A 26,875-nucleotide genomic window follows, 5' to 3' on the forward strand; every position below is an offset into this window, starting at 1 on the left:
TCGATATAGTTTCGGTTACCATTAACGGGTCGACTGCCATTCGGATTTGGTCAAGGCGTATTCGACCTCGCCCTTGTCGGAGCCTTCGATGGGGTCCGGCCAGTCCTGGAAGAACGTGCGCACGAACGTCAGCCCCGACTTCTCCATCACCCGCCTGGAGCCGGTGTTCACGGTCATCGTGAACGCGGTCACCCGCTCCACGCCCTGCCCGGTGAAGCCCCGCTCGATCAGCGCGCGCGACCCCTCGGTGCCGTAACCCTTGCCCCATGCCGACTTCCTCAGCCGGTAGCCGAGCTCGATCTCTCCTGGAGGCGCGTCCTTCTTCGGTCTGAAGTGGAACCAGCCGATGAACTCGCCGGTGGCCTTCTCTTCGGCGGCCCAGAACCCGAACCCGCCGGGACGCTCGTAGTACGCCAGGAACGCGGGCAGGGTGACGTCCCTGATCCGCTCGAGCGGCACGGGCTCGCCCCCGTTGAGGAAGCGCATGACCTCGGGGTCGTTGTCCAGCGCGAACAGGTTGTCGACGTCGTCCTCTGTGAAGCGGCGCAGGATCAGCCGCTCGGTCTCCAGAATGATGTGCACGACACGCATTCTGCCGAGACAGGACTACCCGGGAGAATCGGTTTTCGGGTCATCGAGGTCGACGAGCAGACCGGTGTCGATGGTCAGCTTCCATGGCTCCGGCAAGTCGAGCGGCGCGCCAAGCGCCACCTGGACCCGCTGCTGGTAACTCCCGCCGGCGGGGGAGCTGAACAGGACGGCGATGCCCTGCTCCGGGTCGATGAGCAGGTAGAGCGATACGGTCGCCTTCGCATACTCGCGGGGCTTGACGACATGGTCGTCGTTGACGCTGGAGGGTGAGACGACCTCGACAACGAGTTCCGTCACGTCGCCTTGCACCTCGTCGGGCCCCCGCATGCGTGGGTCACGCGGAACCACGGTCAGATCAGGGATGTAGCGGTCGGCCTGGGGGCCGAGGAAGATCTTGATGTTGGTCCAGAGTTTCCAGCCATTGGCGGCGACCACGGCGACGATCTGCAGCAGGAGGTTCGAGACGATGTCGTTGTGAAGTCCGGTCGGCACGTCGTTCACCACGATCCGGCCGTTGACGACTTCGACACGATAGTCGGGGAACAGGTCGCAAGCGCGTTCGTAGCTCTCCAGCATCGTTGGCTTCTCTGTGGTTGGGCCTTCCAGAACCTTGGCCATACAACCATCATCCCCTCCGGGAGGTCGAGCACAACGTGTTCGGTGCGCGACTGGTCGTAGCCAAAGATTGGGCGGAGCTTCGCTAGTTCTTTCGAATCATGGTCAGGCCGTCCGCGATGGACAGGATCACCGACGTGACGCGAGGGTCGTTCCTCACGAGGTCGTTGAACTCGCGGATCGTTCGCGTCGAAGCGTCCTCGTAGGAGGGGTCGGCGACGTGTCCCTTCCACAGCGTGTTGTCCACCATGATCACACCGCCGTGCCGCAGCCGTTCCATCACCAGCTCGTAGTACGTCGGGTACTGCGCCTTGTCGGCGTCGATGAAGGCCAGGTCGATCTCTTCGTCCAGCTCGCGCAGCGCGTCGGCGGCAGGCCCGATGGTGAGGGTGATCCGTGACGCGACCCCCGCCTTCTCCCAGTACCGCTTGGCGATCGAGGTCCATTCCTCGCTCACGTCGAAGCAGCGCAGCCGCCCGCCGGACAGCCCGCGCGCGATGCAGAGCGACGAGTAGCCGGTGAAGGTGCCGACCTCCACCGCGAGGGCGGGGCGGACGAGTTGGGTGATCATGGTGAGGAAGCGGCCCTGGTCGGGCGTGATCTGCATGCCCGCGTGGGCGCCGGTGAGCTCTCGGGTCTCGGCGGTCAGCTCGTCCAGCATGTCGTCGGGCGGGGTGGAGTGGGCCATGATGTACTGCCCGACGGCGGGCGAGAGGTAGGACGCCTTCATGGGCCCCATTCTTCCCACCGAGATAGGCTGCACGCGGTCAAAAGCGGATCTTATGGGCGGAGCCATACGTGGAGTTGACGGTTGAGAGGCGGGGTCGTTCCCGGTTGGTGGGCGCTTTCGTGGCGCTGGCCGTACTCGCGGGAATGCTGATCATCGCCGGGCTCCCGAAGGGGAGCGCCGCGCAGGAGGTGCGGCTCGTCCGGCAGGCGGACGGGTCGATGCTGCTGGCCAGGCCGGGCGTCACCGCTCCCTTGCTCGACGTGTTCGAGGACTTCGACTGCCCCTTCTGCAAGCAACTGCACGACACCTCGGAGGCCCGTCTCGAGCAGATGGTCGACGAGGGCAGGCTCAGGGTCGTCTTCCACACCGTGACGATCTTCGCGGAGGAGCCTTCGCGTTCGAACTCCATCAGGGCCGCGGCCGCCGCGCGCTGTGTCCCTTCCATGAACTGGCTGGCCTTCCGCTCCCAGGTGTACGGCATGCAGCCGGCCCCGCACGGCCAGGCGTCGGGCTACACGGTGGAGGAACTCGTCGCCGCGGGCAGGAGGGCGGGCGTGACCGACTCGGCGTTCGCGGACTGCGTGACCTCCCAGCGCCACGCAGAACAGCACCTCGAGGACAACGCCAGGATCAGGATCGACGGCACCCCCACGCTGCTGCTCGACGGGCGGCCCATCCGTGACCTGTCGGCCCTCGACGAGCAGGCCACCTCGGTATGACGTCCCGGATGGTGAGATCGATGTGCCAAATGGTGAGTCCGTATGGCAGACTCACAGGCACCATGAACTTCGGTCTGCTCATTATCGGCAGGCGCGCTGGCTGACAAAGGACAGAGCCAGCGCGCAGACCTCTCACGTCCGTGAGGGGTCTTTTTCTTTTCCTCAGGAGATCTCGATGGCCGACGACCGTTTCCACGTCTACGACACCACGCTGCGAGACGGCGCACAGCAGGAGGGCTTGAACCTCAGCGTCGCCGACAAGCTCGCTGTCGCGCGGCACCTGGACGGTCTGGGCGTCGGCTTCATCGAGGGGGGCTGGCCCGGCGCCAACCCCAAGGACACAGAGTTCTTCAGGCGCGCCCAAACAGAGCTCGACCTGAAGCACGCGCAGCTAGCCGCGTTCGGCGCGACCCGCCGGGCCGGTGTGAAGGCAGCCGACGACCCATTGGTGGCCGCTCTGCGCGAATCCGGCGCGCCGGTCGTGACCCTTGTCGCCAAGAGTCACGACCGGCACGTGGAGCTGGCCCTCCGTACGAGTCTCCAGGAGAACCTCGCGATGATCCGCGACACGGTTTCTCACCTTCGTGCGGAGGGACAGCGAGTCTTCCTCGACGCCGAGCACTTCTTCGACGGCTACCTCTCCAATCCAGCGTATGCGCTGGAGGTGCTCAGGACGGCCGCCGAGGCGGGGGCCGACGTCATCGCCCTGTGCGACACCAACGGCGGCATGCTGCCCGACGAGCTCGCCGACGTCGTCCACGCGGCCGTGCAGACCAGCGCCCGCGTCGGCATCCACTGCCACGACGACACCGGCTGCGCGGTCGCCAACACGCTCGCCGCCGTCAAGGCCGGCGCCACGCACGTGCAGGGCTGCGCCAACGGGTACGGCGAGCGCTCGGGCAACGCCAACCTCTTCACCGTCGTCGCCAACCTCCAGCTCAAGCGTGGGTTCGACCTCGTGCCGCGGGAGGCGCTCGCCGACATGACCCGCATCGCGCACGCGATCACCGAGGTCACCAACGTCACGCCCAACTCCCACGCGCCCTACGTGGGCACCTCGGCCTTCGCGCACAAGGCGGGACTGCACGCCAGCGCCATCAAGGTCGACCCGAACCTCTACCAGCACATCGACCCCGCGATGGTCGGCAACGACATGCGCATGCTGGTCTCCGACATGGCTGGCCGCGCCTCGGTCGAGCTCAAGGGCCGCGAGCTGGGCTACGAGCTGACCCCGGAGTCCACCAAGACGCTGGTGGGCAGGGTGAAGGACCTGGAGGCCAAGGGCTACACGTTCGAGGCCGCCGACGCCTCCTTCGAGCTGCTGCTGCGCGACACCGTCCACGGCGCGCGCAAGCGCCACTTCGAGGTCGAGTCGTGGCGGGTGATCGTGGAGCGCACGAAGGGCGGCGAGGTGGTCAGCGAGGCCACGGTCAAGGTCCACGCCAAGGGGGAGCGCATCGTCGCCACCGGCGAGGGCAACGGCCCCGTCAACGCGCTCGACAAGGCGGTCAGGTTCGCGCTGGAGAAGCTGTACCCGGAGCTGGCCAAGCTGGAGCTGGTCGACTACAAGGTCCGCATCCTGGAGGGCTCGCACGGCACGGGCGCCATCACCCGAGTCCTCATCACCTCGAGCGACGAGAGCGGCGAGTGGGCGACCGTGGGGGTCGACGAGAACATCATCGAGGCCAGCTGGCAGGCGCTGGAGCAGGCCGTCACGTTCGGCCTGCTGCGCTCGGGCCGGGAGCTGTAGAACCCGCCGCGCGGCCCGACAAGGAGGCCCCGGGTGTCACATCCACCCGGGGCCTCCGCGCGTCCGCTAGAAGATCGAGGCCTTGAAGGTGACCGGGCCGTCAGCGGCCTGTACGGTCACCTTGCCGCCGGCGCACGACACCTTGGGCTGGTCCGTCCCCGGCACGATCACCGTCAGGATCGAACGAGCGGCAGGCGAGACGACCACGGTGGCGGGGTTCTTGGCCATGTACGTGGGCGACACCCAGCCGAGCTTCCCGCCCCGCTCCACCTTCTGCCCGCCGACCGGCGCGCATCCGGCCAGCTGCACCAGGCTGACCCGGAACTTCCCGTCGCCCAGCACGACCTTGCCGCCCGCGTTGGAGACCACCTTGAGCGCGGAGTCGAAGCGCCAGATGTCGCTGACCTTCTTGCCGCCGCCCGCCGTGTCCAGGACGGCCATCACGTCCTGGTCGTGGTTGACGAGCACCGACCTGGTGCGGCTCACGCCGTAGGCCTTGTCGGTGAGCTGGTAGCGCTGGCGGTCCTTGTCGTAGGAGGTCCTGGCCAGTTTGGTGGCGGTCCTGGGCCTGAAGCGGGCGCCGACCACGGTCGGCACGTTGTGCGCCTCAGGGGACATGGTCCAGTACCTGTACGGGGTGGACTCGTAGGAGTGGAAGCCGGTGTCGACGAGCACGTCCCTGCCCTGGGCGTAGTAGGTGACGCCGAGGTGGTCCTCGTGGCCGTGGAACTTGACGCCCGGGCCGAACCTGATGGAGTAGAACGCCGACTCGGGCTTGTTCCAGGCCGTCCTGCCGTACACGTAGCCGGCCTTGAAGACCTTGGTCTTCTCCGAGGGGTTGGCGAAGCCGGTCGGCTCGTGGTCGGCGCCGCCGTCGCCGATGGGCACCATGTAGCCGTTGGGCCTGGTGGAGTGCATGATGAAGCCGCCGAGCCTGCCCCAGCGCTTGGAGATCTCGCCCGGCACCTTGCGGCCGCAGTCCTTGAGGTTGTCCATCGCGACCTTGAGCCGGTCGTGGACGTAGATCGCGTAGCGGGGGGCCTGCTCCATCAGCGCGCCCTGCGAGTCGATGTCGAGCCGCACGGTCTTGGTGAGCCGCTTGATCGCGTGGTCCTGCCAGCGCTTGTCGCCGAGGCGGCAGCCGATGCCGAGCAGCGCGATGTCCTGGTCGATGCCGTGGTTGTGGCCCCACTCGTAGAGGCGGTCGTCGCCGAGCACCTTGGCGTGCTGGGCCAGGCTCTCCTTGAGCCAGGGGGCGTTGACGTGCTTGCTCAGGCACACCAGCGCGGGGGCGCGCAGCGCGATCGGGTGCTCGGCCCAGGCGTAGGGGCTGGCGGCGCCGTGGCGCGGGTTGTCCTTGACCCAGTCCTTGGCGATCTCGGTGGCCCTGGCGAGGTAGCGCTCCTCGCCGTTGCCCTCGTACTCGGCGACCAGGCGGCCCATCCAGCGCAGGGAGTGGAACACCATGCCCCACGAGCGGTTGTTGTAGGGGTTGGTGCGCCAGTTGACGTCCTGGCCGATCTTGACGGGCGGCAGGTCGAGGAAGGAGATCTCGCCCTTCATCACTTCAGCGGCCGTCGGAGTGGCGGGCAGCCAGTCGCCCTGACACTCGGGAGTGCGTTTCACGGCCGCGCTCGCCGGGTGGATCATCCCTCCGAGGGCGAGCAGGAGGGCAAGGGGGAGAGCGAGGCGGCGCACGCCAGATCCTTCCGGGCAGAACCGAGGGGGCGGAACATGCTGTCCGGAATAAGATCACCTGGTCAAGCAGGGATGGGACATCGTTATCGTGACGGCATGAACCTCGTGATCCCCGACACAACGGCCTGCAGGACCTCGCTCGAAGTGGCGACCGCCTTCCACACGCCGGCGCTGCTCAACCACTCCGTCCGGGCCTATCTCTGGGCCGCCGCGTACGCCCAGGAGCGCGGCATCTCCTTCGACGCCGAACTGCTCTACGTGTCGGCGATGCTGCACGATCTGGGGCTCGCGACGGCCTTCGACAACCACTCCGTCCCGTTCGAGGAGGCGGGAGGGCACGTGGCGTGGGTGTTCGGCGCCGGCGCCGGATGGCCCGTGGAACGGCGGCAGCGCGCGGCCGAGGTGATCGTGCACCACATGTGGGACGAGGTGGACCTCGAGCAGGACCCCGAGGGCCACCTGCTCGAACTGTCCACCGGCATGGACATCTCCGGGCGCAACACCGAGGCCATCCCGGCCGACCTGCGCGAGGAGGTGCTGGCCCGTTATCCGCGCCTCGGCCTCGCCAAGGAGTTCGTCGCCTGCTTCGAGAGCCAGGCCGAGCGCAAGCCGGACAGCCTGGCGGGGACGTTCGTGCGCGGCGGGTTGGCCGCCCGCGTCGCGGCCAACCCGCTGGACCGCTAGGCCTTCGGGCCCGCGCTCTCCACGACCTCGAAGGACCAGAGCTCCGAGCCCGTGGCGGCCGGGCCCTGCCCGTGCCCGTGTCCCTGGCCGGGTCCCTCACCGGGTCCCTGGCCGTGGCCGTGCCCCTGGGCCTGGCCCGCCTGCGCGTGCCCGGCCTGGAACGCCCTGCTGGACTGCCAGTTCTGGAAGTCCTCCTCGCTGCGCCAGCGGGTGTAGACGAGGTAGGTGTCGGTGCCCTCGACCGGACGCAGCAGCTCGAACCATTCGAAGCCATCGGACGACTCGACCATCCCTGCGCGCCCCGAGAAGCGTCGTTCGAGCTCATCGCGCATCTCAGCGGGTACGGACAGCACGTTGATCTTCACTACGGACATGGCTTCCAGCCTCCCATATGACATCTTTTTGCCCGCCATTGGCGCTCGGCTTCACACTTTGGTCCGCCACATCGCGGAATGCGGGGTAGGGTCCGCAACGCAGCCTCGCGTCAGTGGCGAGGCAGTCAGAAGGAGAAGCAGTTGTCTGAAGGCACCGTGAAGTGGTTCAACGCCGAGAAGGGCTTCGGGTTCATCGCGCCCGACGACGGTAGCGCGGACGTGTTCGTGCACTACTCGGCAATCGCCACCAACGGCTACCGTTCGCTCGAGGAGAACCAGCGGGTCTCGTTCGAGACCACTCGTGGTCCGAAGGGCCTGCAGGCCGAGCAGGTCGTCCCGCTGTAACCAACGATGAAGCGGGGTCCTCGCCGGGCCCCGCTTCGTCATTGCAGCACCCTCTTCTGCGGGGCGGCCCTTTCCAGCTCGACCCGCGCGACCGTCTGCAGCCTGTCGGCGCCCAGCGCCTGCTGCAGGTGCGGCACGGTCACCGTCGTCAGCTGGTGCCGCAGCACGCTGATCGGCACCCTGTCGTCGGCCGCCACCCGTAGCCGCAACAGGAGCTGGTCCCCGTCTCCCGCCAGCCTCGCGTTCGCCGTCCGCACCGCGGGCAGCGCGGACAGCTCGGCCGAGGCGGCGCTCGCCACCGCCTGAGAGTCGACCGTGGTCTGCCCGTCCGGGCCGCTGCCCACCCTGATCTCTCCCATCGTCTCCGTACGGCCCTGCGCCACCAGCCAGCGCAGCCCCACCAGCGCCACGATCACCGCGAGCACGGCGAAAGCCCACCAGATCCACGGTGAGAACGTCGCGAAGAAGTCGGTGACGGGCTGGTCGACCAGTGGCACGCCCGCGGGCGCCCAGTTCTGCGGGAAGGCGCGCAGCCCCCTGGCCAGCACCAGTCCGCCGCCGACGACCAGCAGCAGGCCGAGGATCGCCAGTCCCGCGCGGTTGGCGCGTCCGGTGCTCATCGCCGTTCCTTCATCGCGACCGACACCCGGTGGTCGGCGACCGGGGAGAGCGCCTCGAGCCTGGCGGAGACCGCGTGCCGTACCGCCTCGGAGAGCCTGTCGTCGTCCCAGCCCGACGCGCGGGCGATCACGCTGACCCTGCCCCGCCGTACCGTTGCCTTGGCCGAGTGGACGCCGGGCACCTCTTCCGCCGCGTGTGCGAGCGCCGTGGCGAAGCCCTTCGGGCGCAGCCCGATGACCAGGTCGGGATCGCCGGTGCGCACCGGCACCGTGCGGCAGCGCCCCGCGTGCAGGGCCAGTACCAGCAGCACGAGCCCGGCGAGCACGAGCAGGGCCCCGCCGGCGAGCACCTCGGGGGAGTCCCAGCGCGTCGTCGTGGCCCACGAGAGCAGCCGGTCGTGGGGAAGCCAGTGCACCGGCCTTCGCACGAGCGTCGAGACGATCTCGACGGCCGCCACGAACCCGATCCCCACCAGCGCCAGCGCGGCCACCGTCGCGGAGATCACCCTGCGCGGCCTGAACGCCCTGCGCGCGGCCCTGTCGGCGGTGGGATAGGGCGGCGCGACGGGCACCGCGCCCGGTGCCGTCGCCTGAGCCGGCGCCATCGGATTCCCGCTCTCCCCCGGCGCCGCCCGCAGTGTCATGACCTCACCTCCAGGCGCGTCACACGCACGTCGACCTGGGCGACCTCGAGGCCGGTCAGCTCGAGCACCCTGCGCGCGACGTGTCCCCTGATCTCCGCGGCTATGGAGTGGACGGGCGAGGGGTAGTCGAGCGCCACGTCCAGCTTGATCGTGGTCAGGTCGCCGTCGACCCTGGCCACGGGCGGGTGCCCCGCCACCGCGCGCACCCTGCCGACCTCGCCCGCAGCCTGCAGGGCGATGGCGGAGACGACCCTGGCCCCGATACGGGTACGGCCCCGCTGTTCGGCGGGGACGCGCTGGGCGGGGATGATGACGGCGGACGCCGCGGTCATCGTCGCCTCGAGGTGAAGTTCGACAGGTCGATCTGGCCGGTCTCGGCGATGCGCCCGATCAGCAGGCCGAGGGCGCCCAGCACGAGGACCAGCAAGAACGCCCCCAGCCCGCCGAACGCGGCGGCGAAGCCCAGGGCGATGCCGACGGCCATGCCGACGACCGGCAGCGAAGGGATGGTGTTCATGAGTCCTCCAGGTCGTCGATCGTCACGTTCACGGGACGGCCGCCGACCAGCGGCGCAATGGCCGCGCGCACCTCGTCGGCGGTGATGTAGACGGGGCGGCCGCCGCGGGCGATGATGGCGATCTCCACCTCGTCGTCGCGGACGGCCACTCCATGGAGCCGTGCGCCCGGCAGGTACGTCGCCACGGTGCCGTACGGGCCGCCCGAGAGCGCCGCCACTCCCGGGCAGTTGCGCACCCGCTCGGCGATGGCGTGAGCCAGCCCGTCATCGGTCATTGGACTCTCGACTCCCTCGGGCCCGCGTCCTCGCGGCTCCTGGGAGACTCGGGCAGGTGGACGTCGTTGACGCTGACGTTCACCTCGGTCACCTCGAGTCCTGTCATGCGCTCGATGGCGACGATCACGTTTCTGCGCACCGCGCCCGCCAGGTCGGGGATGGCCGCGCCGTACTCCACGACGAGGTCGAGGTCGACGGCGGCCTGTCGCTCGCCCACCTCGACCTGCACGCCCTGGGCGACGCTCTTGTCGCCACCGACCATGCCTCGCATGGCGCCGAGCGCGCGCGCCGTGCCCCCGCCCATGTCGTACACGCCCTCGACCTCGCGCGCGGCGAGTCCGGCGATCTTCGAGACCACGCCGTCGGCGATGGTCGTCCTGCCCTGTTCGGTGACCAGGGATGAGGCGCCCTGCGTTCTCGCTCGCGGAACGGTGGTCGCCGAGCCCCCGGTGTCTCTGGGCATCGTGTCTGACACGATCATTCACCCCCGCTGTTGAAGCATCTCTCACCCTGTTGCCCTGTAATTTCGGGGCATTCGCGGCTTAAAGGGGGTTTTGGTGATTAATGGAGTCGCCGAGGCATGGGGCGGACGGCACTAGCCTTGTCATGTGCGTATAGCGAGGTTCTCCACAGGCGACGAGGTCGTCTTCGGCGTGGTCGAAGGCGATGTCGTCTCGGCGATCGCCGGGCATCCGTTCAACCAGATCCAGTTCACCGGCGAGCGCTACCCGCTGGCCGAGGTGCGGCTGCTGGCCCCGATGCTGCCCAGCAAGATCATCGCCATTGGCCGGAACTACGCCGAGCACGCCAAGGAGCTCGGCAACGAGGTGCCCGAAGAGCCGCTCATCTTCATGAAGCCGTCCACCTCCGTCATCGGCCACGGCGACGCGATCGTCTACCCGACCGCCCAGTCGCAACGCGTCGACTTCGAGGGCGAGCTGGCCGTGGTGATCGGCAGGCTCTGCCGCGAGGTGCCCGTCGAACGGGTCAAGGACGTCATCTTCGGCTACACCTGCGCCAACGACGTCACCGCACGCGATCTGCAGAAGAAGGACGTGCAGTTCACCAGGGCGAAGGGGTTCGACACCTTCTGCCCCATCGGGCCGTGGATCCAGACCGACCTCGACGCCTCCGACCTGGCGCTGACCACCACGGTGAACGGCGAGATCAGGCAGAGCGGTCGCACCTCCCAGCTCATCAACGACATCCCCGCGCTGGTGGCCTACGTCAGCGCGGTCATGACGCTGATTCCCGGCGATGTCATCCTGACCGGCACCCCCGCGGGCGTGGGCCCGCTGGAGATCGGCGACGAGGTCAGCGTGGGCATCGAGGGCATCGGCACACTGACGAACAAGGTGGTCTCTCGTGACTGACGTATCGTCGCAGGCTCCCCAGCCAGACATGCGGGTGCGCTTCGCCCCGTCTCCGACTGGCATGTTCCACGTCGGCGGCGCACGCACGGCGCTGTTCAACTGGGCGCTGGCCGAGCAGTCCGGCGGCAGGTTCGTGCTGCGCATCGAGGACACCGATGCCTCGCGCAACCGCCCCGAGTGGACCGAGGGCATCATCTCGGCGCTCGACTGGATCGGCATCAACGGCACCAACCCGGTCTTCGAGGGCCCCTACTTCCAGTCGGCGTTCGAGCCGCAGCACAGGGAGGCCGTCGCCAAGCTGCTGGCCGACGGCAAGGCCTACTACTGCGACTGCACCCGCGACGATCTGGTGGCGCGCACGGGCTCGGAGCACAAGGGCTACGACGGCTTCTGCCGCGAGCGCGGCCTGGCCTCGGGCGCGGTCCGCTTCCGCACGCCCGACGAGGGCGTCACCGTCGTCGAGGACATCATCCGCGGTCACGTCGAGTTCCCCAACAGCGCGCAGGAGGACTTCGTCATCGCGCGCACCGACGGCTCGCCGCTCTACGTGATCGCCAACGCGGTCGACGACATCACCCAGAACATCACCCACGTCGTGCGGGGCGAGGAGCACCTGGGCAACGCGGCCAAGCAGATGCTGCTGTGGCCCGCGCTCGGGGCCAGGCCGCCGGTGTGGGCGCACCTGCCGGTGATCGTCAACGAGCAGCGCAAGAAGCTGTCCAAGCGGCGCGACAAGGTGGCGCTGGAGTCCTACCGCGACGAGGGCTACCTGGCCGAGGCCATGGTCAACTACCTCATGCTGCTCGGCTGGGGCACCGGCGAGGACCGCGAGATCATGCCGTGGTCGGAGATGGTGCCCAGGTTCCGCCTCGAGGACGTCAACTCCGCCAGCGCCTTCTTCGACGAGAAGAAGCTGCGCGCCTTCAACGGCGAGTACATCAGGGCCCTGCCGCTGGAGACCTTCGAGGAGCGCTGCCGGCCCTACCTCGACCCCTCGTGGGACACCGAGGCGTTCAGCAAGGTCGCGGTGCTGGCCCAGACCCGCGTCGCCGTGCTGTCGGAGATCACGCAGAACGTCGACTTCCTGTTCGTCGACGAGCCGGTCTTCGACCAGGCCTCGTGGGACAAGGCAATGAAGGCGAACGCTCCCGAGATCATCCAGGGCTACCTGGAGCGGCTGGAGACGGTCAGCTGGGACCCCGAGTCGCTCAAGGAGGCGCTGGAGGACGTCGGCGCCTCCCTCGGCGGGCTCAAGCTCAGCAAGACCCAGGCGCCGGTGCGGGTGGCGATCACCGGCCGGACGGTGGGCCTGCCGCTGTTCGAGTCGATCGAGGTGCTGGGGCGGGAGCGCTCGCGCGAGCGCCTGCGCGCCGCACTGGAGCGACTGCGAGGCTGAGCGTGGTCCCGGCCGCCATGGCGAGCCAGACCCCTGTGAGGCCGAGCCACGAGCTCAGCAGATAGGCGAGGGGCAGCTGTACGGCGAAGCCCGCCAGTGTGGCGGCGAGCAGTCGGCTGCCCCTTCCGCTCGCCTGGGCCACCCCGCCCGCCGCGATGAGGCCCCCGAAGGGGACCAGGTAGAGCGTCATCCAGCGCAGGAAGCTCACCGCCGCGGCCGCATCGTCGGTGAACAGGGCCGCGGCAGGCTCGGCCACGAGGTTGAGCGCCAGCGCCACCAGCGCACCTGCCACGAGGCCCGTCCTGAGCGGCGAGCCCGTCTCCTCCGAGCGGGCCGTCCGGATCATGGCGGCCTGCCTGAGCGCGTAGAACGCCATCACGCCCGCCAGCATGATCTTCATGCCGATGCCGTAGCCCGCCTGGGCGGCCACGCCGTACCTGGCGACGAGCTCGATGAGCAGCAGGCCGACCAGTGCGCGGGCCAGGAAGTCGCCTGACATCGGCAGGCCGGTCCTGATGATCTCTCCTACGCCTTCGCGGCCGTCGGCGTCGCGGGGCGCCAGCCGCGCCAGCGTCCGCAGGGAGACGGCCAGCGTGACGGCGCGGGCGAGCACGGTGGCCAGCGCGGCGCCCCGCACGCCCATGCCCAGGCCGTAGATGAACACCGGGTCAAGCACGATGACCAGGGCGTTGCAGATCAGCGCGTTGCGCATCGGGATCCTGGTGTTGCCGAGGCCCTTGACCACGCCGTCGGCCATCGACTGCGCGAAGTAGATCGGCAGGCCCGCCATCGAGATCAGGAAGAAGTCGGCGGCCAGCGCGGCCGACGCGGCGTCGGCGGTGAGCAGCCCTGCCAGCTGCTCGCGCAGCAGCAGGCCTGGGATCGCGATCGCGGCCGAGCCCGCCAGCCACAGCCGCCATCCCGACCTGATCAGCGGGGCGATGGGGGCCTTGCCGTCTCTGCGGCCGACCAGGACGGTGACGCCGGTGACGGGGGCAAGGATCAGCCCGTAGGCGAAGTACTCGGTGGTGGTGGCCACTGTCACGGCCGCGATGGCGGCGTCGCCGAGGCCCGAGACCCACAGCAGGTCGATGACGCTCACCGCGACGACGGCGGTGAGCAGCTCCACGTAGATGGGGAGAGCGAGACGGATCATGGTTATGCCTCGATTCGCTATATCTCGATTAGATGTATAGCGATACGATGCGTCCATGGCAAGTGGCGGGGATCTGACGTTGATGATCCTGGGATTCCTCAACCAGCGGCCGATGCACGGCTACGAGCTCAAGGCCCGGCTGACCGAGCTGAGCGGGCACCTGCGCCCCGTCAGCGACGGCGCGCTCTATCCGGCGATCGCGAGGATGGCGGCCAAGGGGCTGCTGGAGCGTCACGAGGAGGAGGGCGTGGCCGCGGCGCGCAGGCAGGTGCTCACCATCACCGCCGAAGGGCGGGAAGAGCTGCTGCGGCGGCTGCGGGAGCCGTCCGAGCTGGACATCAGCGACCAGACGCGCTTCTTCGCGCTCCTGACGTTCCTGTCGGCGCTGGGGGACCCGTCACTCCAGGCCGAGGTGCTGCGCAGCCGCCTGGCCTTCCTGGAGGCGCCCACGAGCTTCTTCTACGAGGGGGGCAGGCCGCTGCGGGCCGAGGACACCCCCGACCCGTTCCACCGCGGCATGCTGCTGATCGCCCGAGCCACCGGCGCGGCGGAGCGCCAGTGGCTGGAGGAGACCATCGCGGAGCTGTCCGCGGCCCAGGTGCGCTGACCACGGAGGCCGAGTGCGTCTAGTCGAGGCCGCGGCGCTTGAGCAGGGGCTCGATGCGCGGGTCGCGCCCGCGGAAGTTGCGGAAGGCGGTCAGCGGGTCCATGCCGCCGCCGCGCGACAGCAGCTCCTTGCGGAAGTGGTCGCCGTTCTCGCGCTTGAGCCCGCCGTTCTCCTTGAACCACTCCACGCTCTCGGCGTCGAGCACCTCGCTCCAGATGTAGGAGTAGTAGCCGGCGCTGTAGCCGCCCGAGAAGATGTGGGCGAAGTAGTTTGTCCGGTAGCGCGGCCTGACCAGCGGGAAGGCGATCTGGGCCGCCTCCAGCGCCGCCGCCTCGAACGCCTCGGCGTCCTCGACGCTCTCGCCCGCCGCCAGCTTGTGCCACGCCCAGTCGAGCAGCGTCGCCGCGAGGTACTCCACCGTCATGAAGCCCTGGTTGAACTTCTCCGCGGCCCTCATCTTCTCCACCAGCTCGGCGGGCATGGGCTCGCCGCTCTCGTGGTGCTTGGCGTAGTTGGCCAGGATCTCGGGCCAGGTCGTCCACATCTCGTTGACCTGCGAGGGGTACTCCACGAAGTCGCGCGGCACGTTGGTGCCCGACACCCGCGGGTAGCGCGCCTCGGAGAACAGGCCGTGCAGCGCGTGGCCGAACTCGTGGAAGGCGGTGTTGACCTCGTCGTAGGTGAGCAGCGTCGGGCCGCTCGCCGGCTTGGTGATGTTGAGGTTGTTCATCACCACCGGCTTGTCGCCGAACAGGTAGGACTGGTCGACGAGGTTGTTCATCCACGCGCCGCCGCGCTTGGTCGGCCTGGCGTAGGGGTCCAGCAGGAACAGCCCGAGCGCCGAGCCGTCCTCGTTGAACACCTCGAAGACGGTCACATCCGCGTGATAGCCCTTGAGATCGGGCCGCTCGGTGAAGGTCACGCCGTACAGCTGTGTCGCGGCGTGGAAGACGCCGTCCTTGAAGACCCTGTTCAGTTCGAAGTAGGGGCGCATCGCGTCGGCGTCGAAGTCGTAGCGCGCCTCGCGCACCTTCTCGGCGTAGAACGACCAGTCCCAGGGCTCGATGGCGAAGCCGGCCTGCTCGGCGAGTGCCTCGGCCTCCTTCTTGGCATTGCGTACGGCGGGCCCCACGAGCTGCCCGAGCATCTCCTCGACCGCGTCGACCGTCTTGGCCGTCTGGTCGGCCACGGTGTAGGCGGCGTGGCTGGGGAAGCCGAGCAGGGCGGCGCGCTCGGCCCGCAGCGTCGCCATCCTGACGGCCAGCTCCAGGTTGGGCCGCGCCCGCTCCACGCTCAGCGTGTAGAGCCTGCGCCTGGTCTCCCTGTTGGTCAGCTGGGCCAGGCCAGGCTGGTTGGTGAAGTTGAGCAGCGGCAGGACGTACTTGCCGTCCTTGCGGATCGACTCGATCTTGGCCTCGTCGAAGCCGTCGAGCTCCTTGGCGTCATCCACGACCAGGGCCTCCTCCGTGGAGGCCTTGAGCAGGTTCTGCGAGAACTCGGTGGAGAGCCTCGACAGCTCCTCGTTGAGCTCCCTCAGCCTGGCCTGCTCCTGCTCGCCGAGGTCGGCGCCCGCGCGGATGAAGTCGTCGCGGTACTTCTCCAGCAGCCACGCCTCTTCGGCGTCCTCGGTCGCGACCCGCTTGACCCGCTCCCACAGGGCGCGGTTGAGCCTGACCTCGTCGCTGTGCTTGGTCAGCTTGGGGGACACCTCGGTCTCGATCGCCATGATGCCGTCGGTCGAGTCGGACGCCGCGATGCTGAAGAAGACGGTCGCGGTCCTGTTGAGGATCTGTCCCGAGCGCTCGAGCGCCGCGATCGTGTTGTCGAAGGTGGGGTCTTCCGTGCTGTTCGCGATCGCGTCGACCTCGGCCAGGTGCTCGGCCATGCCTCGCTCGAACGCGGGCAGGTAGTGCTCCTCGCGGATCTCCTCGAACGGGGGCAGCTGGTAGGGCAGGCTGCTGGATGCGAAGAACGGGTTCTCAGCCAACGCTAGGGCTCCTCCACGTGGTGTTTTGTCCCCTTCAGCTTGGCATGAGAGGGGCGCGGGCGCGCTGGTTGAGTAATCGTTTTGGCCTTGTCCCCCTACCTGGGCTATTCTTTCGGAGTCGCCAGCGAGCGGAACCCGCAAGGGGGTCGTGAGCGCGGTGGGGTATGGTGTAATTGGCAACACGACTGATTCTGGTTCAGTTATTCTAGGTTCGAGTCCTGGTACCCCAGCTGTGGAACGGATGTCCGTACAAGGGCATCCGTTTTCGCGTTTCCGTGGCCTTGCGGATGGGTAAGCATGTGAGTTTGGTTGTGCTCCGCGAGGTGCGGTAGAGTTACATCCGTTGCCGGGGAGAGCCCGGCACATCGCTTGTGGACAGGGTCCCGTCGTCTAGTGGCCCAGGACGCCGCCCTCTCAAGGCGGTAGCGCCGGTTCGAATCCGGTCGGGACTACCACTGTCACAAGCTGCTTCGGTCCCGTCGTCTAGTGGCCCAGGACGCCGCCCTCTCAAGGCGGTAGCGCCGGTTCGAATCCGGTCGGGACTACGCTGACAGAGCCCGGATGTCCACAGGCGTCCGGGCTTTCTGCTGTCCGAGGGCCGGTCACGGGACCTGGCTAGACTCCGCCTCATGCGACGAGCGGCCACGACGCCTCTGCGACGGGCGATCGGCCTGCTCGCGGGAATGCCGACCGGACTGGCAGGGCTCGGATGGGCCTGCGTCGCGTGGACGGTCGCCGGCGAGCGCGCCCGAAGGGTCACCGCCGCCCTCGTGCGGCTGGAGCGGGCGCGCCTGGCCGCCTGGTACGACCAGCACCCTGGCGGCGGCCGTGGCGGCCGCGCCTACCTGGTGCTGCGCGGCCTGCTCGGCCTTGCGGGCGGCTACCTTGCCGCCACCGGTCTGTTCGTCGCCGTCCTCCTCCTGTACGGCGGGGCGGCCCAACTCCTCGCCGGCGACGCCGACCTGGTCCCGCTGGAGTTCCCTGGCGTGCGGCTGATCGGCAGCAGCTGGGCCTACGGCCTTGTCCTCGGGACGATCGTGCTGGCGCTCTCGGCCGGCTGGTGCGTCGCGCTGATCGGCATGGAACGCCGCCTCGCCGACCGCTTCCTCGGCCTCGACCCGAACGAGGCGATGGCCCGCAGGATCGCCGAGCTGACCGCCTCACGCACCGGCATCGTCCGCGCCGTCGACGACGAGCGCAGGCGGATCGAGCGCGACCTGCACGACGGGGTCCAGCAGCGCGGAGTGGCGCTGGCGATGCTGCTGGGCCGCGCGCGGCACACGGCCGATCCGGCCCTGGTCGACGAGGCCTACGCCGAGTCCAGGCTGCTGCTGGACGAGCTGCGCGGCGTGGCGTGGCAGATCTACCCCACCGCGCTCGACACGCTGGGGCTGCGGGCGGCGCTGACGGAGGTCGCCGACCGCTCCGCCGTGCCGGTGCGCGTCGAGTACGCGGTCGCGAGGCGCCTGGCGCCGGAGATCGAGACCGCCGTCTACTTCGTCGCCAGGGAGGCCATCACCAACGCGAACAAGCACGCGGCGGCAGGCATGATCGTGGTCGAGGTGCGCGAGGAGGAGGGGGAGGTGGCCGTGACGGTCTCCGACGACGGCAGGGGCGGCGCCATACGGGGGAGTGGCGGGCTGTCGGGGCTGGAGCGGCGGGTGCGGGCGCTCGACGGGAGCCTCGCCGTGGACAGCCCGGAAGGCGGCCCGACCACGGTGACGGCGAGGCTGCCGTGCGGCTGATCCTCGCCGACGACTCCGTGCTCCTCCGCGAGGGGCTGGCCAGGCTGCTCCAGGACGCGGGACACGAAGTGGCGGCCGCGGTGGGCGACGCCGACGCGCTCATGGCCGCCGTGGCCGAGCACCGGCCCGACGTGGCGGTCATCGACGTGCGCATGCCGCCCTCGCACACCGACGAGGGGCTGCGGGCGGCGCTGGAGATCCGCGACAGGTGGCAGGGCGTCGGGGTGCTCGTGCTGTCGCAGTACGTGGAGCAGACCTCGGCCGCCCAACTGCTGGCCGGACCATCGGAAGGGCTCGGCTACCTGCTCAAGGACAGGGTGTCGGAGGTGGCCGAGTTCCTCGAGGCGCTCGAGCGGATCGGCTCGGGCGGCACGGTGTTCGACCCCGACGTGGTCAGGCGGCTGCTGGCCCGCGCCCCGCTGAGCACCCTGTCCGAGCGGGAGCGGGCGGTGCTCGAACACCTGGCCACCGGCATGGTCAACACCGCCATCGCCGAACGGCTGCACGTGTCGCAGAGCACGGTCGAGAAGCACGTCAACGCCATCTTCGACAAGCTCGGACTGGCCCACACGCCCGGCTACAGCCGCAGGGTCCTGGCGATCCTGCGCTACCTCAACGGATGAGCCGCACGACGGTCACGACCACGCCCGCGGCGGCGGCCGTCACCAGCCAGAGCATGAAGGCCGGATAGAGATAGCCGACCTGGATCCACATGATGTCGCTTCCGCGGGCCAGCACCCTGAAGATCGGCGCGATCGCCGCGCAGAGCGCCAGCGGCGCGAGACAGGGCAGCACCCACAACCGTCCCCATCCCGTACGGCGGCCCGCCCACCGCCGCGACCGGGCCACGCCAAGCGCGGCCAGCCCCAGGGTCGCCAGCGTCAACAGGGCGAACACCACGTCGGTGACGAGGTAGGGCGAGGAGGGCGGCTCGGGAGTGCCGCCTTCGATCATGGCGACGAGCCCGTCCAGCAGGGCGGAGCTGTCGGCGAAGGCCATGCCGGTGTTGGCCATCACCGCGATGCCGTAGCCGGACCCCGGCATCAGCAGTTGCTCGGCCGTCGAGGTGAACAGGTCGCCGCCGTGCCCGATCACCGGCGTCCCGCGCTCGGTCTCGCCGATCGACCAGCCGAGGGCGTAGGAGTCGTTCTGCTTGGACGGAGTGCGCGTCTCCTTGACGCTCTCGGGGGACAGGATCCCCTCGTCCTGGGCGATCAGCCACCTGGCCATGTCGCCGGCGCTGGTGACCACGCCGCCTGACCCGTTGCCGAAGCCGGGCGGCTCCGGCACGGCGAACGCGTGGCCGAGGACCGTCAGATGGCCGCGCGCGCTGTCCGGCAGGTCGCGTTCGGTGTCGAGCGTGCTGCTGTGGCGCATGCCGAGCGGGTCGAACACGTGCCCCTTGAGATAGGCGGCGAACGGCTCGCCGCTCACCACCTCCACCATCCGCGCGGCGACCTGGTAGTTCGTGTTGTGGTAGCTGAAGGCGGTGCCGGGGGCGGCGGCCAGCTCCGCGTCCCTGAGCCGCGCCACCGCGCCCTTGAGCGAGCCGGGCTGGGGAAGGCTCTTCTCGTGGAAGGCGGTGTCGGCCATGCCCGAGGTCTGATTGAGCAGCTGGCGGACGGTGATCGCGGCGGCTCTCGGGTCGGCCATCTCGAACTCGGGCAGGTAGCCGCGCACCGGACGGTCGAGTTCGACCGCGCCCTTCTCCACCAGCTGCATGACGGCGAGTGAGGTGAAGGACTTGCTGACCGAGGCGACGGCCATGGGCGTGTCCGCGGTCACCGGCGCGCCCGAGGCGGTCTGCCCGTATCCCGCGGCGTGGATCACCTTCGTTCCCTTGGTGATCGCCACCGCCACCCCCGGCAGGCCGGTCTTCTCCCGGTAGTCCTCGACGTAGGCGTCGACGGCGGCGGGGGTGATGTCCACCGTGGGTGGCAGGACGGTGAGGCAGAGCGCGGCAAGGGTCGTGGTGAGCATGCGCCGACGCTAGTGACCGCCGTTCGCCCCGGACCATTGCGAAATCCCTCCGCGTTTCCTACGGAGAACCACCACGCGCGGGCCCCGTCATGCCATCAGGGTGCCCGCCGCGCCGGGCTCTCGGCAGGCGGTCCGCTCGTCGAGGAACGCGGAACCGATGCCCTCGGCCACTTGACTAGATAGTTCTACTATCCAATAATCGAGAGCGTCGCTATCCAATGAAGAAGAGGTGCGAAATGGCGATCACGACCGCCTGGATTCCCGGGCCCGACGCGAACCACGAGCAGTCCGTGCAGGTCATGGCCTCCCGTTTCGAGCTGCGCAGCATCCTTCACGTGCCGGGCTTCCTCATCCAGGCGATGCGGATCCTGGCGCAGGCCAGGCGCAGCCCCGGCGCGGTCGGCGCCACCTTGAAGGCTGCGCCCCTACGCCGGACGTTCTGGACCCTGTCGGCGTGGACGTCCGACGAGGCACTGTCCACCTTCGCCCGCAGCCAGCCGCACCGCGGCATCATCGGCACGTACCGGACGCGGATGGCGGGCTCCACCTTCGAGTTCTGGACCGCCGAGCGGCCCGCGGGCTGGGACGAGGCGCACACCCGCCTGAAGGACACGTGATCGCCCGCCTGGCCTTGCCCGCGCTGGCCGTCCCGCTGGCGCCCCTGCTCGCGGCTCAGGCGCTGTGGGTGCGCCGCACCACCCCCCGCCTTCCCCGGCCGCTCCGCACCGTCATGGGCCTGCGCGCCCGAGCCCTCGACGAGGTGATCGCCCGCGTGGTCGGCGAGCGCTACGCCCCCGCCGAGCTGCCGGTGGAGGCCGAGTGCTTCTTCGCCGCCGACGGCTTCCACCCCTCCGTCAAGGGATACCAGGCCTGGGCCGCGGCCCTGCTCTCCAACCCCGGGCTTCCCATTTATCGAAGTACGTACTAAAGTTCTGCTTCATTATGAATGACGTACATAACTTCACGCCCGACCAGGAGGGCCTCCTGTTCGACCCGGCCGCCAGGACCGCGATGACCCGGTTCGCCGGCGGCGACGACACCCTCACCCTGGAAGCCGCCGCCGCCGTCCGCACCGCCTTCAACGCGATCGAACGCATGCGCGCCCACGGCACCGAGGGCCGAGGGCTGAGCTCGGGGGCCCTGGACATCCTGCTGCGCCTCAGTGCCGCGACCGACGGGATCAGCATCGGCGACCTCGCCCAGGCGGCAGGGGTGAGCTCCCGCAACGTCACAGGACTGATCGACACGCTCGAACGCGACGGCCTGGCCGCACGCGCCCCCGCGCCGCACGACCGTCGCTCCGTGCTGGTCGGCATCACCCCCGCCGGCCAGGAGTGGATCGAGAACTTCCGGCGCCCGACGCAGGCCGCCATGGCCGCGATCTTCAGGGGCTTCACCCCCGACGACCTCGCCCGGCTACGCCACCTGTGCCTGCGCCTCGCCGACAACCAGACCGCACTCGCCCAGCACCTGAACGGAGCCCGATGACCACCGCGGAGACGGTTCGCGCCTACCACGAGGCCAGGTTCAGGGGCGACGTGGCCACGGCCGCCGCCCATCTGGCGGAGCCGTTCAGCTTCCGCAGCCCGTTCATCACCTCTGCCGACCGGGCCGGGCACCTGTCGGGACTGCCGGAGTTCGTCCAGGTGGTGACGGGCGTCGACCTGATCAGCGAGCTGTACGGCGAGGCGGAGGCCACGCTCGTCTACGACGTCCACACCGCGACCCCCGCGGGCACCCAGCACACGGCCGAGCACTTCCGCCTCGACGAGGACGGCAGGATCACCTCGATCACGCTGATCTTCGACGCGTCCCCGTGGCAGGCGATGGCAGGACTGATGACCTGACATATTCGCCCCTATTGACCGAATGGGGCGATTCAAGAGATTAATTGTGGTTGGCCATGGTTCATCCAGTGCTCGCGTGAGGGGCAGGGGCGTCGGGGAGACCGTCTTGAGGTGACTTTCACCGACCAGAGACGGGAGAGCGCGATGAGCCACATGCCAGACGAGTGGCGCAGGAACCTCCCCATCCCCGATGTCGCCCGGCTGGGCTTCACCGCTCAGGACATCAGGAACCAGGTTCCCGCCTTCGACAAGAGGCAGGCACTGCGCCCGCCGGGGAACCCGCCGAACGTGCTCATCGTGCTCATCGACGACATGGGGTTCGGCGCTTCCTCGGCGTTCGGCGGGCCGTGCCACATGCCCACGGCCGAACGGCTGGCCGCACAAGGGCTGAAGTACAGCCGCTTCCACACCACGGCGCTGTGCTCCCCGACCAGGCAGGCCCTGCTCACCGGCCGCAACCACCATTCGGTCGGCATGGGCGTCATCACCGAGCTCGCCACCGCAGCACCGGGCTACAACGGCATCCGCCCCAACAGCGCCGCGACCATGGCCCACATTCTCAAGTACAACGGGTACGGCACCGCGGCGTTCGGCAAGATGCACCAGACACCCGCATGGGAGACCAGCCCCTCGGGACCGTTCGACCGCTGGCCGGTCGGCGACGGGTTCGAGAAGTTCTACGGCTTCCTCGGCGGCGAGACCAACCAGTGGGAGCCGACCCTGTTCGACGGCACGAAGGCGGTGAAACCCCCACGCACGCCCGCGGAGGGCTACCACCTGTCGGAGGACCTCGTCGACGAGACGATCGCCTGGGTGCGGGCTCAGCGGTCGCTCACCCCGGACAAGCCGTTCTTCGCCTACCTGTCCTTCGGGGCGGTGCACGCCCCCCACCATGTGGCGCCCGAGTGGCGGGAGCCGTACAGGGGCCGCTTCGACGACGGCTGGGACGCGCAGCGGGAGCGGACGCTCGAACGGCAGAAGGCGATGGGCGTCGTCCCGGCGGAGGCGGAACTGGCCCCATGGCCCGAAGGAATCCCGCACTGGGACCGGCTCACCGAGCAGCAGAAGCAGGTGGCCGCCGCGCTCATGGAGAACTACGCGGGCTTCGCCGCCCACACCGACCACCAGGTCGGCAGGCTCGTGGACCTGCTGGGCGAGATGGGCGTGCTGGAAGACACCCTCATCTTCTACCTGCTCGGCGACAACGGCGCCTCCGCCGAAGGCGGGCTGGACGGCACGACCAACGAGCTGTTCGCGCTCAACGGGATGAAGGACACCATCGAGAACGTCATGGCCGGACTCGGCACGCTCGGCGGGCCCGAGTCCTACCCGCACTATCCGGTCGGCTGGGCGCTGGCCATGGACACGCCCTACCAGTGGACCAAGCAGGTCGCCTCCCACTATGGCGGCACCCGCAACGGCCTGATCGTGCAGTGGCTCCGCGGCATCGCGGGCAAGGGCGAGGTCCGGCACCAATGGCACCACGTCATCGACGTCCTGCCGACGGTCCTCGAGATCACAGGGCTGCCCGAGCCCTACTCCGTCGACGGCGTCGCGCAGCGGCCCATCGAGGGTGTCAGCATGCGGTACAGCTTCGCCGACGCCGACGCGCCCGAGCGGCACACGACCCAGTACTTCGAGATGTTCGGCAACCGCGGCATCTACCACCTCGGCTGGACCGCGGTGACCCGCCATCGCATCCCGTGGGAGACGGGAGCGCAGACGATGTGCTCCTTCGACGACGACGTCTGGGAGCTGTACGACACCTCCGGGGACTGGACGCAGGCCCGAGACCTCGCCCAGCGGGAGCCGGACAAGCTGGCCCGGCTGAAGGAGCAGTTCCTCATCGAGGCCGCCAAATACCAGGTGTTCCCGCTGGACGATCGCGTCGCCGAGCGGATGAATCCCGAGGCAGCGGGCCGTCCCGACCTGCTCGCCGACCGTACGTCGATGACGCTCTACGCCGGGATGACGCAGCTGCTGGAGAACACCGTGCCCAACGTCAAGAACAAGTCGCACACGATCACCGCGGAGATCGAGGTGCCCGAGGGAGGGGCCAATGGCGTGATCGTCGTGCAGGGCGGCCGGTTCGGCGGCTGGGCGCTCTACCTGAACCAGGGCCGCCCGGTCTACTGCTACAACTACTTCGGCAGGCAGCACTTCTACCTGCGGGCACCCGAGCCGCTCGCCCCTGGACGGCACACCGTCCGCCTCGAATTCACCTACGACGGAGGAGGAGTCGGCAAGGGCGGCAGCGGCTTGCTCACCGTCGACGGTGCCAAGGTCGTCGAGGGACGCATCGAGGCGACCACCCCCTACCTCTTCTCCGCCGACGAGACGCTCGACATCGGCATCGACACCGCCTCGCCGGTGAGCCCCGACTACACCGAGACCGGCAACTCCTTCACCGGCACGATCGACTTCGTCCGCATCGACATCGGCGGGGACGACCACAGCCACCTGGAGGACCCGGAACACCGCCACCACCGGATGATCGCCCGGCAGTAGCCCTCGCCGCCGGGCCGGACCTGGCGGCCCGGCCCGGCGGCACCGGATGGGTCAGGACGACGAGCGAGCTTTGAAGAGCGCTCGCTTCGCCGCCTTGGCCACGTGCTTGTCCGGGTGGACCTGCGAGATCAGGTCCAGCAGCTCCTCGACGTGCGCGTGCGGGATCTTCCAGATCACCTCGAGCAGGTTGTTGAGCAGATCGGGCCCGATGTCCCGCAGGCTGCCCACGAACTCGGCCCGCCCGAGACCCGCGGAGATCGTCCACATGTCGAGGATGAGCCAGTGGGTGTCGTCCTGGGTGGGCTCGGGGGCGCCTTCGACCTCCAGCTGCGTCAGGTGCGTCGCCGCGTAGGGACGCAGCGAGGGCTCCTTCAGCGCCGCCTGCCAGGCGGGGATGGCGTCCTCGCCCAGCGTGCCGACCACGCTCGCCGCCTGGACCCTGATCAGCGCGTCGGTGTCGTCCTCTGAGGCGGCCTCCAGCAGCTCGCGGGCGGCGTCGGCCGGCTCGCGCAGCTCCATCCAGGCCGCGAACTCCGCGTCGGCCTCGTCCTCGGGCAGCTCGGCGCTGAAGGCCAGCAGCTCCAGGGCGGTCATCGCGTCGATCGCGGGGCGGGCGTCGAGCTCGATGTCGGAGTCGTCGACCAGGTGGACGACGCCTTCGGTGCCGAGCGGGGTGAGCGCCACCTCGTCGCCGGTGACGGTGAGCATGCCGTACCCGACGAGCCAGTCGAGCACCGGAGCCAGCGGGTCACCGTAGTGGTCGCGAGCGGCGGCCCAGGCGTCGGGGCCGAGCTCGTCGATGTCGGTGGCGGCCGCGGCGAGCTCCTCGCGCAGCTCGGCCAGCCCACGCGAGCCGCCGCCCAGGATCAGGCGGACCAGCAGCCCGCGGCTGAGGCCGCCGAGCGCCATGGTGAGGTCCTCGTCCTCCAGCTCGGGGTCGCCGTAGTCGACCGAGTGGAGGCCGAGCATCCAGGCGTCGAGGACGTCATCGTCGTCGTCGAAGGGCCACTCGGCGGTCTCGTCGTCGACGCTGACCGTGTCGTCGCCGTCGGGCTCGAGGAACTCCAGATCGACCGCGAGGTTCCAGATGTTCCACAGCTGCGGGACGGCGCCGGCGAGCGGGCCCTCGATCTGCGGCCTGGGCAGGCCGACGACGGCCAGCGCCTCCTCCACCTCGGCGTCGGACAGCAGGTTGTCCTCGCCCACCTCGCGCGCCTCGCCGACCCAGACCGCGAGGTCACGGGCCTTGGCGATCAGCGGTACGGCACGCGCCGCCGCGGCCAGCTCCCCGTCGGGGCGCAGCCGGATCGTGGGCAGGTCGGCCAGCTCGTCGGCGAAGGGTTCGAAGTCGCCGAGGTCACCGCTGTCCTCGTGCACGTCCTCCTCGCCGTCGTCGATGAGCTCCTCCATGGCCTCGACGAAGTCGTCCTCCAGGTCGTCGAGCTCCTCGAGCAGATCGTCGAGGGAGTCCGAGCGCTTGGCCAGCTTGTCGGTGTCCGACAGGAAGGTCAGATAGGCGCGCATCGCGCCGATCATCCCGTCGGCCGCGTCGTCGGGGTCCTCGACGACCTTCGGCATGCGCTCGAGCAGCACGGTCCTGAGGTCGGGGCGGCGCCACCTGCCGACGTCGTCGGAGGCGGCGAGCCTGTGCCACAGCGCGGCAGGGCCGACCAGGTCGGGGTCGCTGCCCGGGGCGTGTTCCCGGGCCCACACGATGAACTCTTCGAGCAGGGGACGCAGCTCATCGGCGGCTACCTCGATGCGATCTGTCACCCACTCAGGCTAGTGCGCCCTGGCCGCGGTCGGCCCATGAAATCCACGGAGCGCTGATCACGAAAAGTCGTGAAATGCGAGACAGCGCTTCTGGGAGCGCGTCCAGCCGCTCCCAGTGCGCTCACGCAGGTGCGCTCCCGTGTTCGATCCAGAGACGTGATCCGGCACGGCGAGCAGGGGTCAGTTGGCCCGGCGCATGGCTTCGGTGATGCGTTCGGCAGCGGCCATGACGGGCACGGCGTGGAGCCTGCCGGGGGTGCGGGTCAGGCGCTCGATCGGTCCGGATACCGAGACGGCCGCGACCACCTTGCCGCCGTTTCCCCTGATGGCCGCCGAGACGCTGGCGACGCCCTGCTCGCGCTCTCCCACGCTGTGGGCCCAGCCGCGCCGCCGTACGGAGGCGAGGGTCGCGGCCGTGAACTTCGCCCCGCGCAGACCCCTGTGCAGCCGGTCGGGCTCCTCCCACGCGAGCAGTATCTGCGCGGCCGAGCCCGCGGTCATCGGCAGCGCCGAACCCACGGGAACGGTGTCGCGCAGGCCGCTGGCGCGCTCGGCCGCCGCGACGCAGACCCGCTCGTCCCCCTGGCGCCGGTACAGTTGCGCGCTCTCTCCGGTCAAATCTCTGAGCTGGGTCAACACGGGCGCGGCGACCGCGAGGAGCCGGTCCTCGCCTGCCGCGGTGGACAACTCAGACAACCGGGGGCCGAGGACGAAACGGCCCTGCGTGTCACGCGAGACGATCCTGTGGTGCTCCAGCGCGACGGCCAGCCGGTGTGCCGTGGGGCGGGCCAGTCCTGTGGCCTGAACCAACATGGCGAGTGAGGCCGGACCCGCTTCGAGGGCATTGAGCACGAGAACGGCCTTGTCCAGTACGCCGACTCCGCTAGAGTTGTCCATACACCGATACTGCCGTCTCGACATATGAGAAGGCAAGTCGGGG

30 protein-coding genes and 3 tRNA genes are annotated in these 26,875 nt (G+C 69.3%); 17 read left to right on the forward strand and 16 right to left on the reverse strand.

The features are described from left to right. Window positions 1–21: 21 nt before the first annotated feature. From AB0B45_RS06535 to AB0B45_RS06545, 3 genes are all read right to left on the reverse strand, one after another. The gene (locus tag AB0B45_RS06535) at window positions 22–582 is read right to left on the reverse strand and encodes a GNAT family N-acetyltransferase (protein ID WP_358126333.1); all 561 of its coding nucleotides are present in this window, start codon (window positions 580–582) and stop codon (window positions 22–24) included. Between the two features lie 24 nt (window positions 583–606). Continuing rightward, window positions 607–1,209 (reverse strand): Uma2 family endonuclease, encoded by a 603-nt coding sequence (locus AB0B45_RS06540; protein WP_358126336.1) that lies wholly within the window; start codon window positions 1,207–1,209, stop codon window positions 607–609. An 82-nt stretch (window positions 1,210–1,291) separates the two neighbouring features. Further along, the gene (locus AB0B45_RS06545; protein WP_358126338.1) at window positions 1,292–1,936 is read right to left on the reverse strand and encodes an O-methyltransferase; all 645 of its coding nucleotides are present in this window, start codon (window positions 1,934–1,936) and stop codon (window positions 1,292–1,294) included. A 107-nt stretch (window positions 1,937–2,043) separates the two neighbouring features. On the opposite strand from AB0B45_RS06545, the gene AB0B45_RS06550 reads away from it, so the two are divergent. Together AB0B45_RS06550 and cimA are read left to right on the forward strand one after the other, a co-directional pair. Then, window positions 2,044–2,655: a thioredoxin domain-containing protein gene (locus AB0B45_RS06550; RefSeq protein ID WP_358126340.1), complete on the forward strand. Its 612-nt coding sequence runs from the start codon at window positions 2,044–2,046 to the stop codon at window positions 2,653–2,655. A 175-nt stretch (window positions 2,656–2,830) separates the two neighbouring features. Next, the gene (gene cimA / locus AB0B45_RS06555; RefSeq protein WP_358126342.1) at window positions 2,831–4,405 is read left to right on the forward strand and encodes a citramalate synthase; all 1,575 of its coding nucleotides are present in this window, start codon (window positions 2,831–2,833) and stop codon (window positions 4,403–4,405) included. A 66-nt stretch (window positions 4,406–4,471) separates the two neighbouring features. On the opposite strand, the gene AB0B45_RS06560 is transcribed toward cimA, so the two are convergent. Then, window positions 4,472–6,103 carry a heparinase II/III family protein gene (locus tag AB0B45_RS06560; RefSeq protein WP_358126345.1) on the reverse strand — a complete coding sequence of 544 codons (1,632 nt, stop codon included), beginning with the start codon at window positions 6,101–6,103 and terminating at the stop codon, window positions 4,472–4,474. Between the two features lie 96 nt (window positions 6,104–6,199). Between AB0B45_RS06560 and AB0B45_RS06565 the strand changes: the two genes are divergently transcribed. Further along, window positions 6,200–6,787: an HD domain-containing protein gene (locus AB0B45_RS06565; RefSeq protein ID WP_358126348.1), complete on the forward strand. Its 588-nt coding sequence runs from the start codon at window positions 6,200–6,202 to the stop codon at window positions 6,785–6,787. On the opposite strand, the gene AB0B45_RS06570 is transcribed toward AB0B45_RS06565, so the two are convergent. Next, a complete protein-coding gene (locus AB0B45_RS06570) occupies window positions 6,784–7,161 on the reverse strand; it encodes an antibiotic biosynthesis monooxygenase (RefSeq protein ID WP_358126351.1) in 378 nt (125 codons plus the stop codon). The two genes, AB0B45_RS06565 and AB0B45_RS06570, sit on opposite strands and share 4 nt — an antisense overlap. Before the next feature lie 141 nt (window positions 7,162–7,302). Here AB0B45_RS06570 and AB0B45_RS06575 point away from each other — a divergent pair, with 141 nt between their 5' ends. Further along, window positions 7,303–7,506: a cold-shock protein gene (locus tag AB0B45_RS06575; protein ID WP_358126354.1), complete on the forward strand. Its 204-nt coding sequence runs from the start codon at window positions 7,303–7,305 to the stop codon at window positions 7,504–7,506. Between the two features lie 38 nt (window positions 7,507–7,544). Here AB0B45_RS06575 and AB0B45_RS06580 read toward each other — a convergent pair whose 3' ends face one another. From AB0B45_RS06580 to AB0B45_RS06605, 6 genes are read right to left on the reverse strand one after another with little or no spacing between them, the layout of a single operon-like run. Next, window positions 7,545–8,126 carry a hypothetical protein gene (locus tag AB0B45_RS06580; RefSeq protein ID WP_358126357.1) on the reverse strand — a complete coding sequence of 194 codons (582 nt, stop codon included), beginning with the start codon at window positions 8,124–8,126 and terminating at the stop codon, window positions 7,545–7,547. Further along, window positions 8,123–8,770, reverse strand: a complete 648-nt coding sequence (locus AB0B45_RS06585) for a DUF6286 domain-containing protein (RefSeq protein WP_358126360.1) — start codon at window positions 8,768–8,770, stop codon at window positions 8,123–8,125. The genes AB0B45_RS06580 and AB0B45_RS06585 overlap by 4 nt, the downstream gene beginning before the upstream one ends. After that, entirely contained in the window at window positions 8,767–9,102 is a 336-nt protein-coding gene (locus AB0B45_RS06590) for an Asp23/Gls24 family envelope stress response protein (protein WP_358126363.1), read from the reverse strand. Before AB0B45_RS06590 ends, AB0B45_RS06585 begins: the two co-directional genes overlap by 4 nt. Beyond that, window positions 9,099–9,287, reverse strand: coding sequence for a hypothetical protein (locus AB0B45_RS06595; RefSeq protein ID WP_358126365.1), 189 nt, complete (start codon window positions 9,285–9,287; stop codon window positions 9,099–9,101). Before AB0B45_RS06595 ends, AB0B45_RS06590 begins: the two co-directional genes overlap by 4 nt. Beyond that, on the reverse strand, window positions 9,284–9,562 hold the full coding sequence (locus AB0B45_RS06600) for a hypothetical protein (RefSeq protein ID WP_358126367.1): 279 nt from the start codon (window positions 9,560–9,562) through the stop codon (window positions 9,284–9,286). The genes AB0B45_RS06595 and AB0B45_RS06600 overlap by 4 nt, the downstream gene beginning before the upstream one ends. Then, window positions 9,559–10,044 (reverse strand): Asp23/Gls24 family envelope stress response protein, encoded by a 486-nt coding sequence (locus tag AB0B45_RS06605; protein ID WP_358126369.1) that lies wholly within the window; start codon window positions 10,042–10,044, stop codon window positions 9,559–9,561. The genes AB0B45_RS06600 and AB0B45_RS06605 overlap by 4 nt, the downstream gene beginning before the upstream one ends. Before the next feature lie 127 nt (window positions 10,045–10,171). On the opposite strand from AB0B45_RS06605, the gene AB0B45_RS06610 reads away from it, so the two are divergent. Together AB0B45_RS06610 and gltX are read left to right on the forward strand one after the other, a co-directional pair. Continuing rightward, window positions 10,172–10,936 (forward strand): fumarylacetoacetate hydrolase family protein, encoded by a 765-nt coding sequence (locus tag AB0B45_RS06610; protein ID WP_358126372.1) that lies wholly within the window; start codon window positions 10,172–10,174, stop codon window positions 10,934–10,936. Between the two features lie 28 nt (window positions 10,937–10,964). Next, complete coding sequence (gltX, locus tag AB0B45_RS06615) at window positions 10,965–12,332, forward strand: glutamate--tRNA ligase (RefSeq protein ID WP_358127550.1); 1,368 nt, start codon at window positions 10,965–10,967, stop codon at window positions 12,330–12,332. On the opposite strand, the gene AB0B45_RS06620 is transcribed toward gltX, so the two are convergent. Next, on the reverse strand, window positions 12,226–13,488 hold the full coding sequence (locus AB0B45_RS06620) for an MATE family efflux transporter (protein WP_358126375.1): 1,263 nt from the start codon (window positions 13,486–13,488) through the stop codon (window positions 12,226–12,228). The two genes, gltX and AB0B45_RS06620, sit on opposite strands and share 107 nt — an antisense overlap. A gap of 55 nt (window positions 13,489–13,543) precedes the next feature. On the opposite strand from AB0B45_RS06620, the gene AB0B45_RS06625 reads away from it, so the two are divergent. Then, window positions 13,544–14,095 (forward strand): PadR family transcriptional regulator, encoded by a 552-nt coding sequence (locus AB0B45_RS06625; protein ID WP_358126379.1) that lies wholly within the window; start codon window positions 13,544–13,546, stop codon window positions 14,093–14,095. A gap of 19 nt (window positions 14,096–14,114) precedes the next feature. On the opposite strand, the gene AB0B45_RS06630 is transcribed toward AB0B45_RS06625, so the two are convergent. Then, window positions 14,115–16,082: a M3 family metallopeptidase gene (locus AB0B45_RS06630; RefSeq protein WP_358126382.1), complete on the reverse strand. Its 1,968-nt coding sequence runs from the start codon at window positions 16,080–16,082 to the stop codon at window positions 14,115–14,117. Window positions 16,083–16,240: 158 nt separating this feature from the next. Here AB0B45_RS06630 and AB0B45_RS06635 point away from each other — a divergent pair. From AB0B45_RS06635 to AB0B45_RS06655, 5 genes are all read left to right on the forward strand, one after another. Further along, window positions 16,241–16,312: transfer RNA gene (locus tag AB0B45_RS06635), tRNA-Gln, on the forward strand. A gap of 149 nt (window positions 16,313–16,461) precedes the next feature. Further along, window positions 16,462–16,537 (forward strand) — tRNA-Glu (locus tag AB0B45_RS06640). 17 nt (window positions 16,538–16,554) lie between these two features. Then, window positions 16,555–16,627, forward strand: a tRNA-Glu gene (locus AB0B45_RS06645). An 84-nt stretch (window positions 16,628–16,711) separates the two neighbouring features. Then, the gene (locus AB0B45_RS06650; protein ID WP_358126385.1) at window positions 16,712–17,827 is read left to right on the forward strand and encodes an ATP-binding protein; all 1,116 of its coding nucleotides are present in this window, start codon (window positions 16,712–16,714) and stop codon (window positions 17,825–17,827) included. Beyond that, window positions 17,818–18,450, forward strand: a complete 633-nt coding sequence (locus AB0B45_RS06655; RefSeq protein WP_358126388.1) for a response regulator transcription factor — start codon at window positions 17,818–17,820, stop codon at window positions 18,448–18,450. Before AB0B45_RS06650 ends, AB0B45_RS06655 begins: the two co-directional genes overlap by 10 nt. Here AB0B45_RS06655 and AB0B45_RS06660 read toward each other — a convergent pair. Then, window positions 18,440–19,807 carry a serine hydrolase domain-containing protein gene (locus AB0B45_RS06660; RefSeq protein ID WP_358126391.1) on the reverse strand — a complete coding sequence of 456 codons (1,368 nt, stop codon included), beginning with the start codon at window positions 19,805–19,807 and terminating at the stop codon, window positions 18,440–18,442. The two genes, AB0B45_RS06655 and AB0B45_RS06660, sit on opposite strands and share 11 nt — an antisense overlap. Window positions 19,808–20,043: 236 nt before the next feature. On the opposite strand from AB0B45_RS06660, the gene AB0B45_RS06665 reads away from it, so the two are divergent. From AB0B45_RS06665 to AB0B45_RS06685, 5 genes are all read left to right on the forward strand, one after another. After that, window positions 20,044–20,424, forward strand: a complete 381-nt coding sequence (locus tag AB0B45_RS06665; protein WP_358126394.1) for a hypothetical protein — start codon at window positions 20,044–20,046, stop codon at window positions 20,422–20,424. Then, window positions 20,421–20,735: a hypothetical protein gene (locus tag AB0B45_RS06670; RefSeq protein ID WP_358126396.1), complete on the forward strand. Its 315-nt coding sequence runs from the start codon at window positions 20,421–20,423 to the stop codon at window positions 20,733–20,735. The genes AB0B45_RS06665 and AB0B45_RS06670 overlap by 4 nt, the downstream gene beginning before the upstream one ends. Before the next feature lie 14 nt (window positions 20,736–20,749). Next, entirely contained in the window at window positions 20,750–21,295 is a 546-nt protein-coding gene (locus tag AB0B45_RS06675) for a MarR family transcriptional regulator (RefSeq protein ID WP_358126400.1), read from the forward strand. Then, window positions 21,292–21,654 carry a hypothetical protein gene (locus tag AB0B45_RS06680; protein ID WP_358126403.1) on the forward strand — a complete coding sequence of 121 codons (363 nt, stop codon included), beginning with the start codon at window positions 21,292–21,294 and terminating at the stop codon, window positions 21,652–21,654. Before AB0B45_RS06675 ends, AB0B45_RS06680 begins: the two co-directional genes overlap by 4 nt. 144 nt (window positions 21,655–21,798) lie before the next feature. Further along, on the forward strand, window positions 21,799–24,162 hold the full coding sequence (locus AB0B45_RS06685; RefSeq protein ID WP_358126406.1) for an arylsulfatase: 2,364 nt from the start codon (window positions 21,799–21,801) through the stop codon (window positions 24,160–24,162). 51 nt (window positions 24,163–24,213) lie between these two features. Here AB0B45_RS06685 and AB0B45_RS06690 read toward each other — a convergent pair whose 3' ends face one another. Both AB0B45_RS06690 and AB0B45_RS06695 read right to left on the reverse strand, forming a co-directional pair. Continuing rightward, complete coding sequence (locus AB0B45_RS06690) at window positions 24,214–25,935, reverse strand: hypothetical protein (RefSeq protein WP_358126409.1); 1,722 nt, start codon at window positions 25,933–25,935, stop codon at window positions 24,214–24,216. Between the two features lie 180 nt (window positions 25,936–26,115). Then, on the reverse strand, window positions 26,116–26,832 hold the full coding sequence (locus tag AB0B45_RS06695) for an IclR family transcriptional regulator (RefSeq protein ID WP_358126411.1): 717 nt from the start codon (window positions 26,830–26,832) through the stop codon (window positions 26,116–26,118). Window positions 26,833–26,875 lie beyond the last annotated feature (43 nt).

It is taken from the genome of Nonomuraea sp. NPDC049152, assembly GCF_040648355.1.
Taxonomy (GTDB): domain Bacteria; phylum Actinomycetota; class Actinomycetes; order Streptosporangiales; family Streptosporangiaceae; genus Nonomuraea.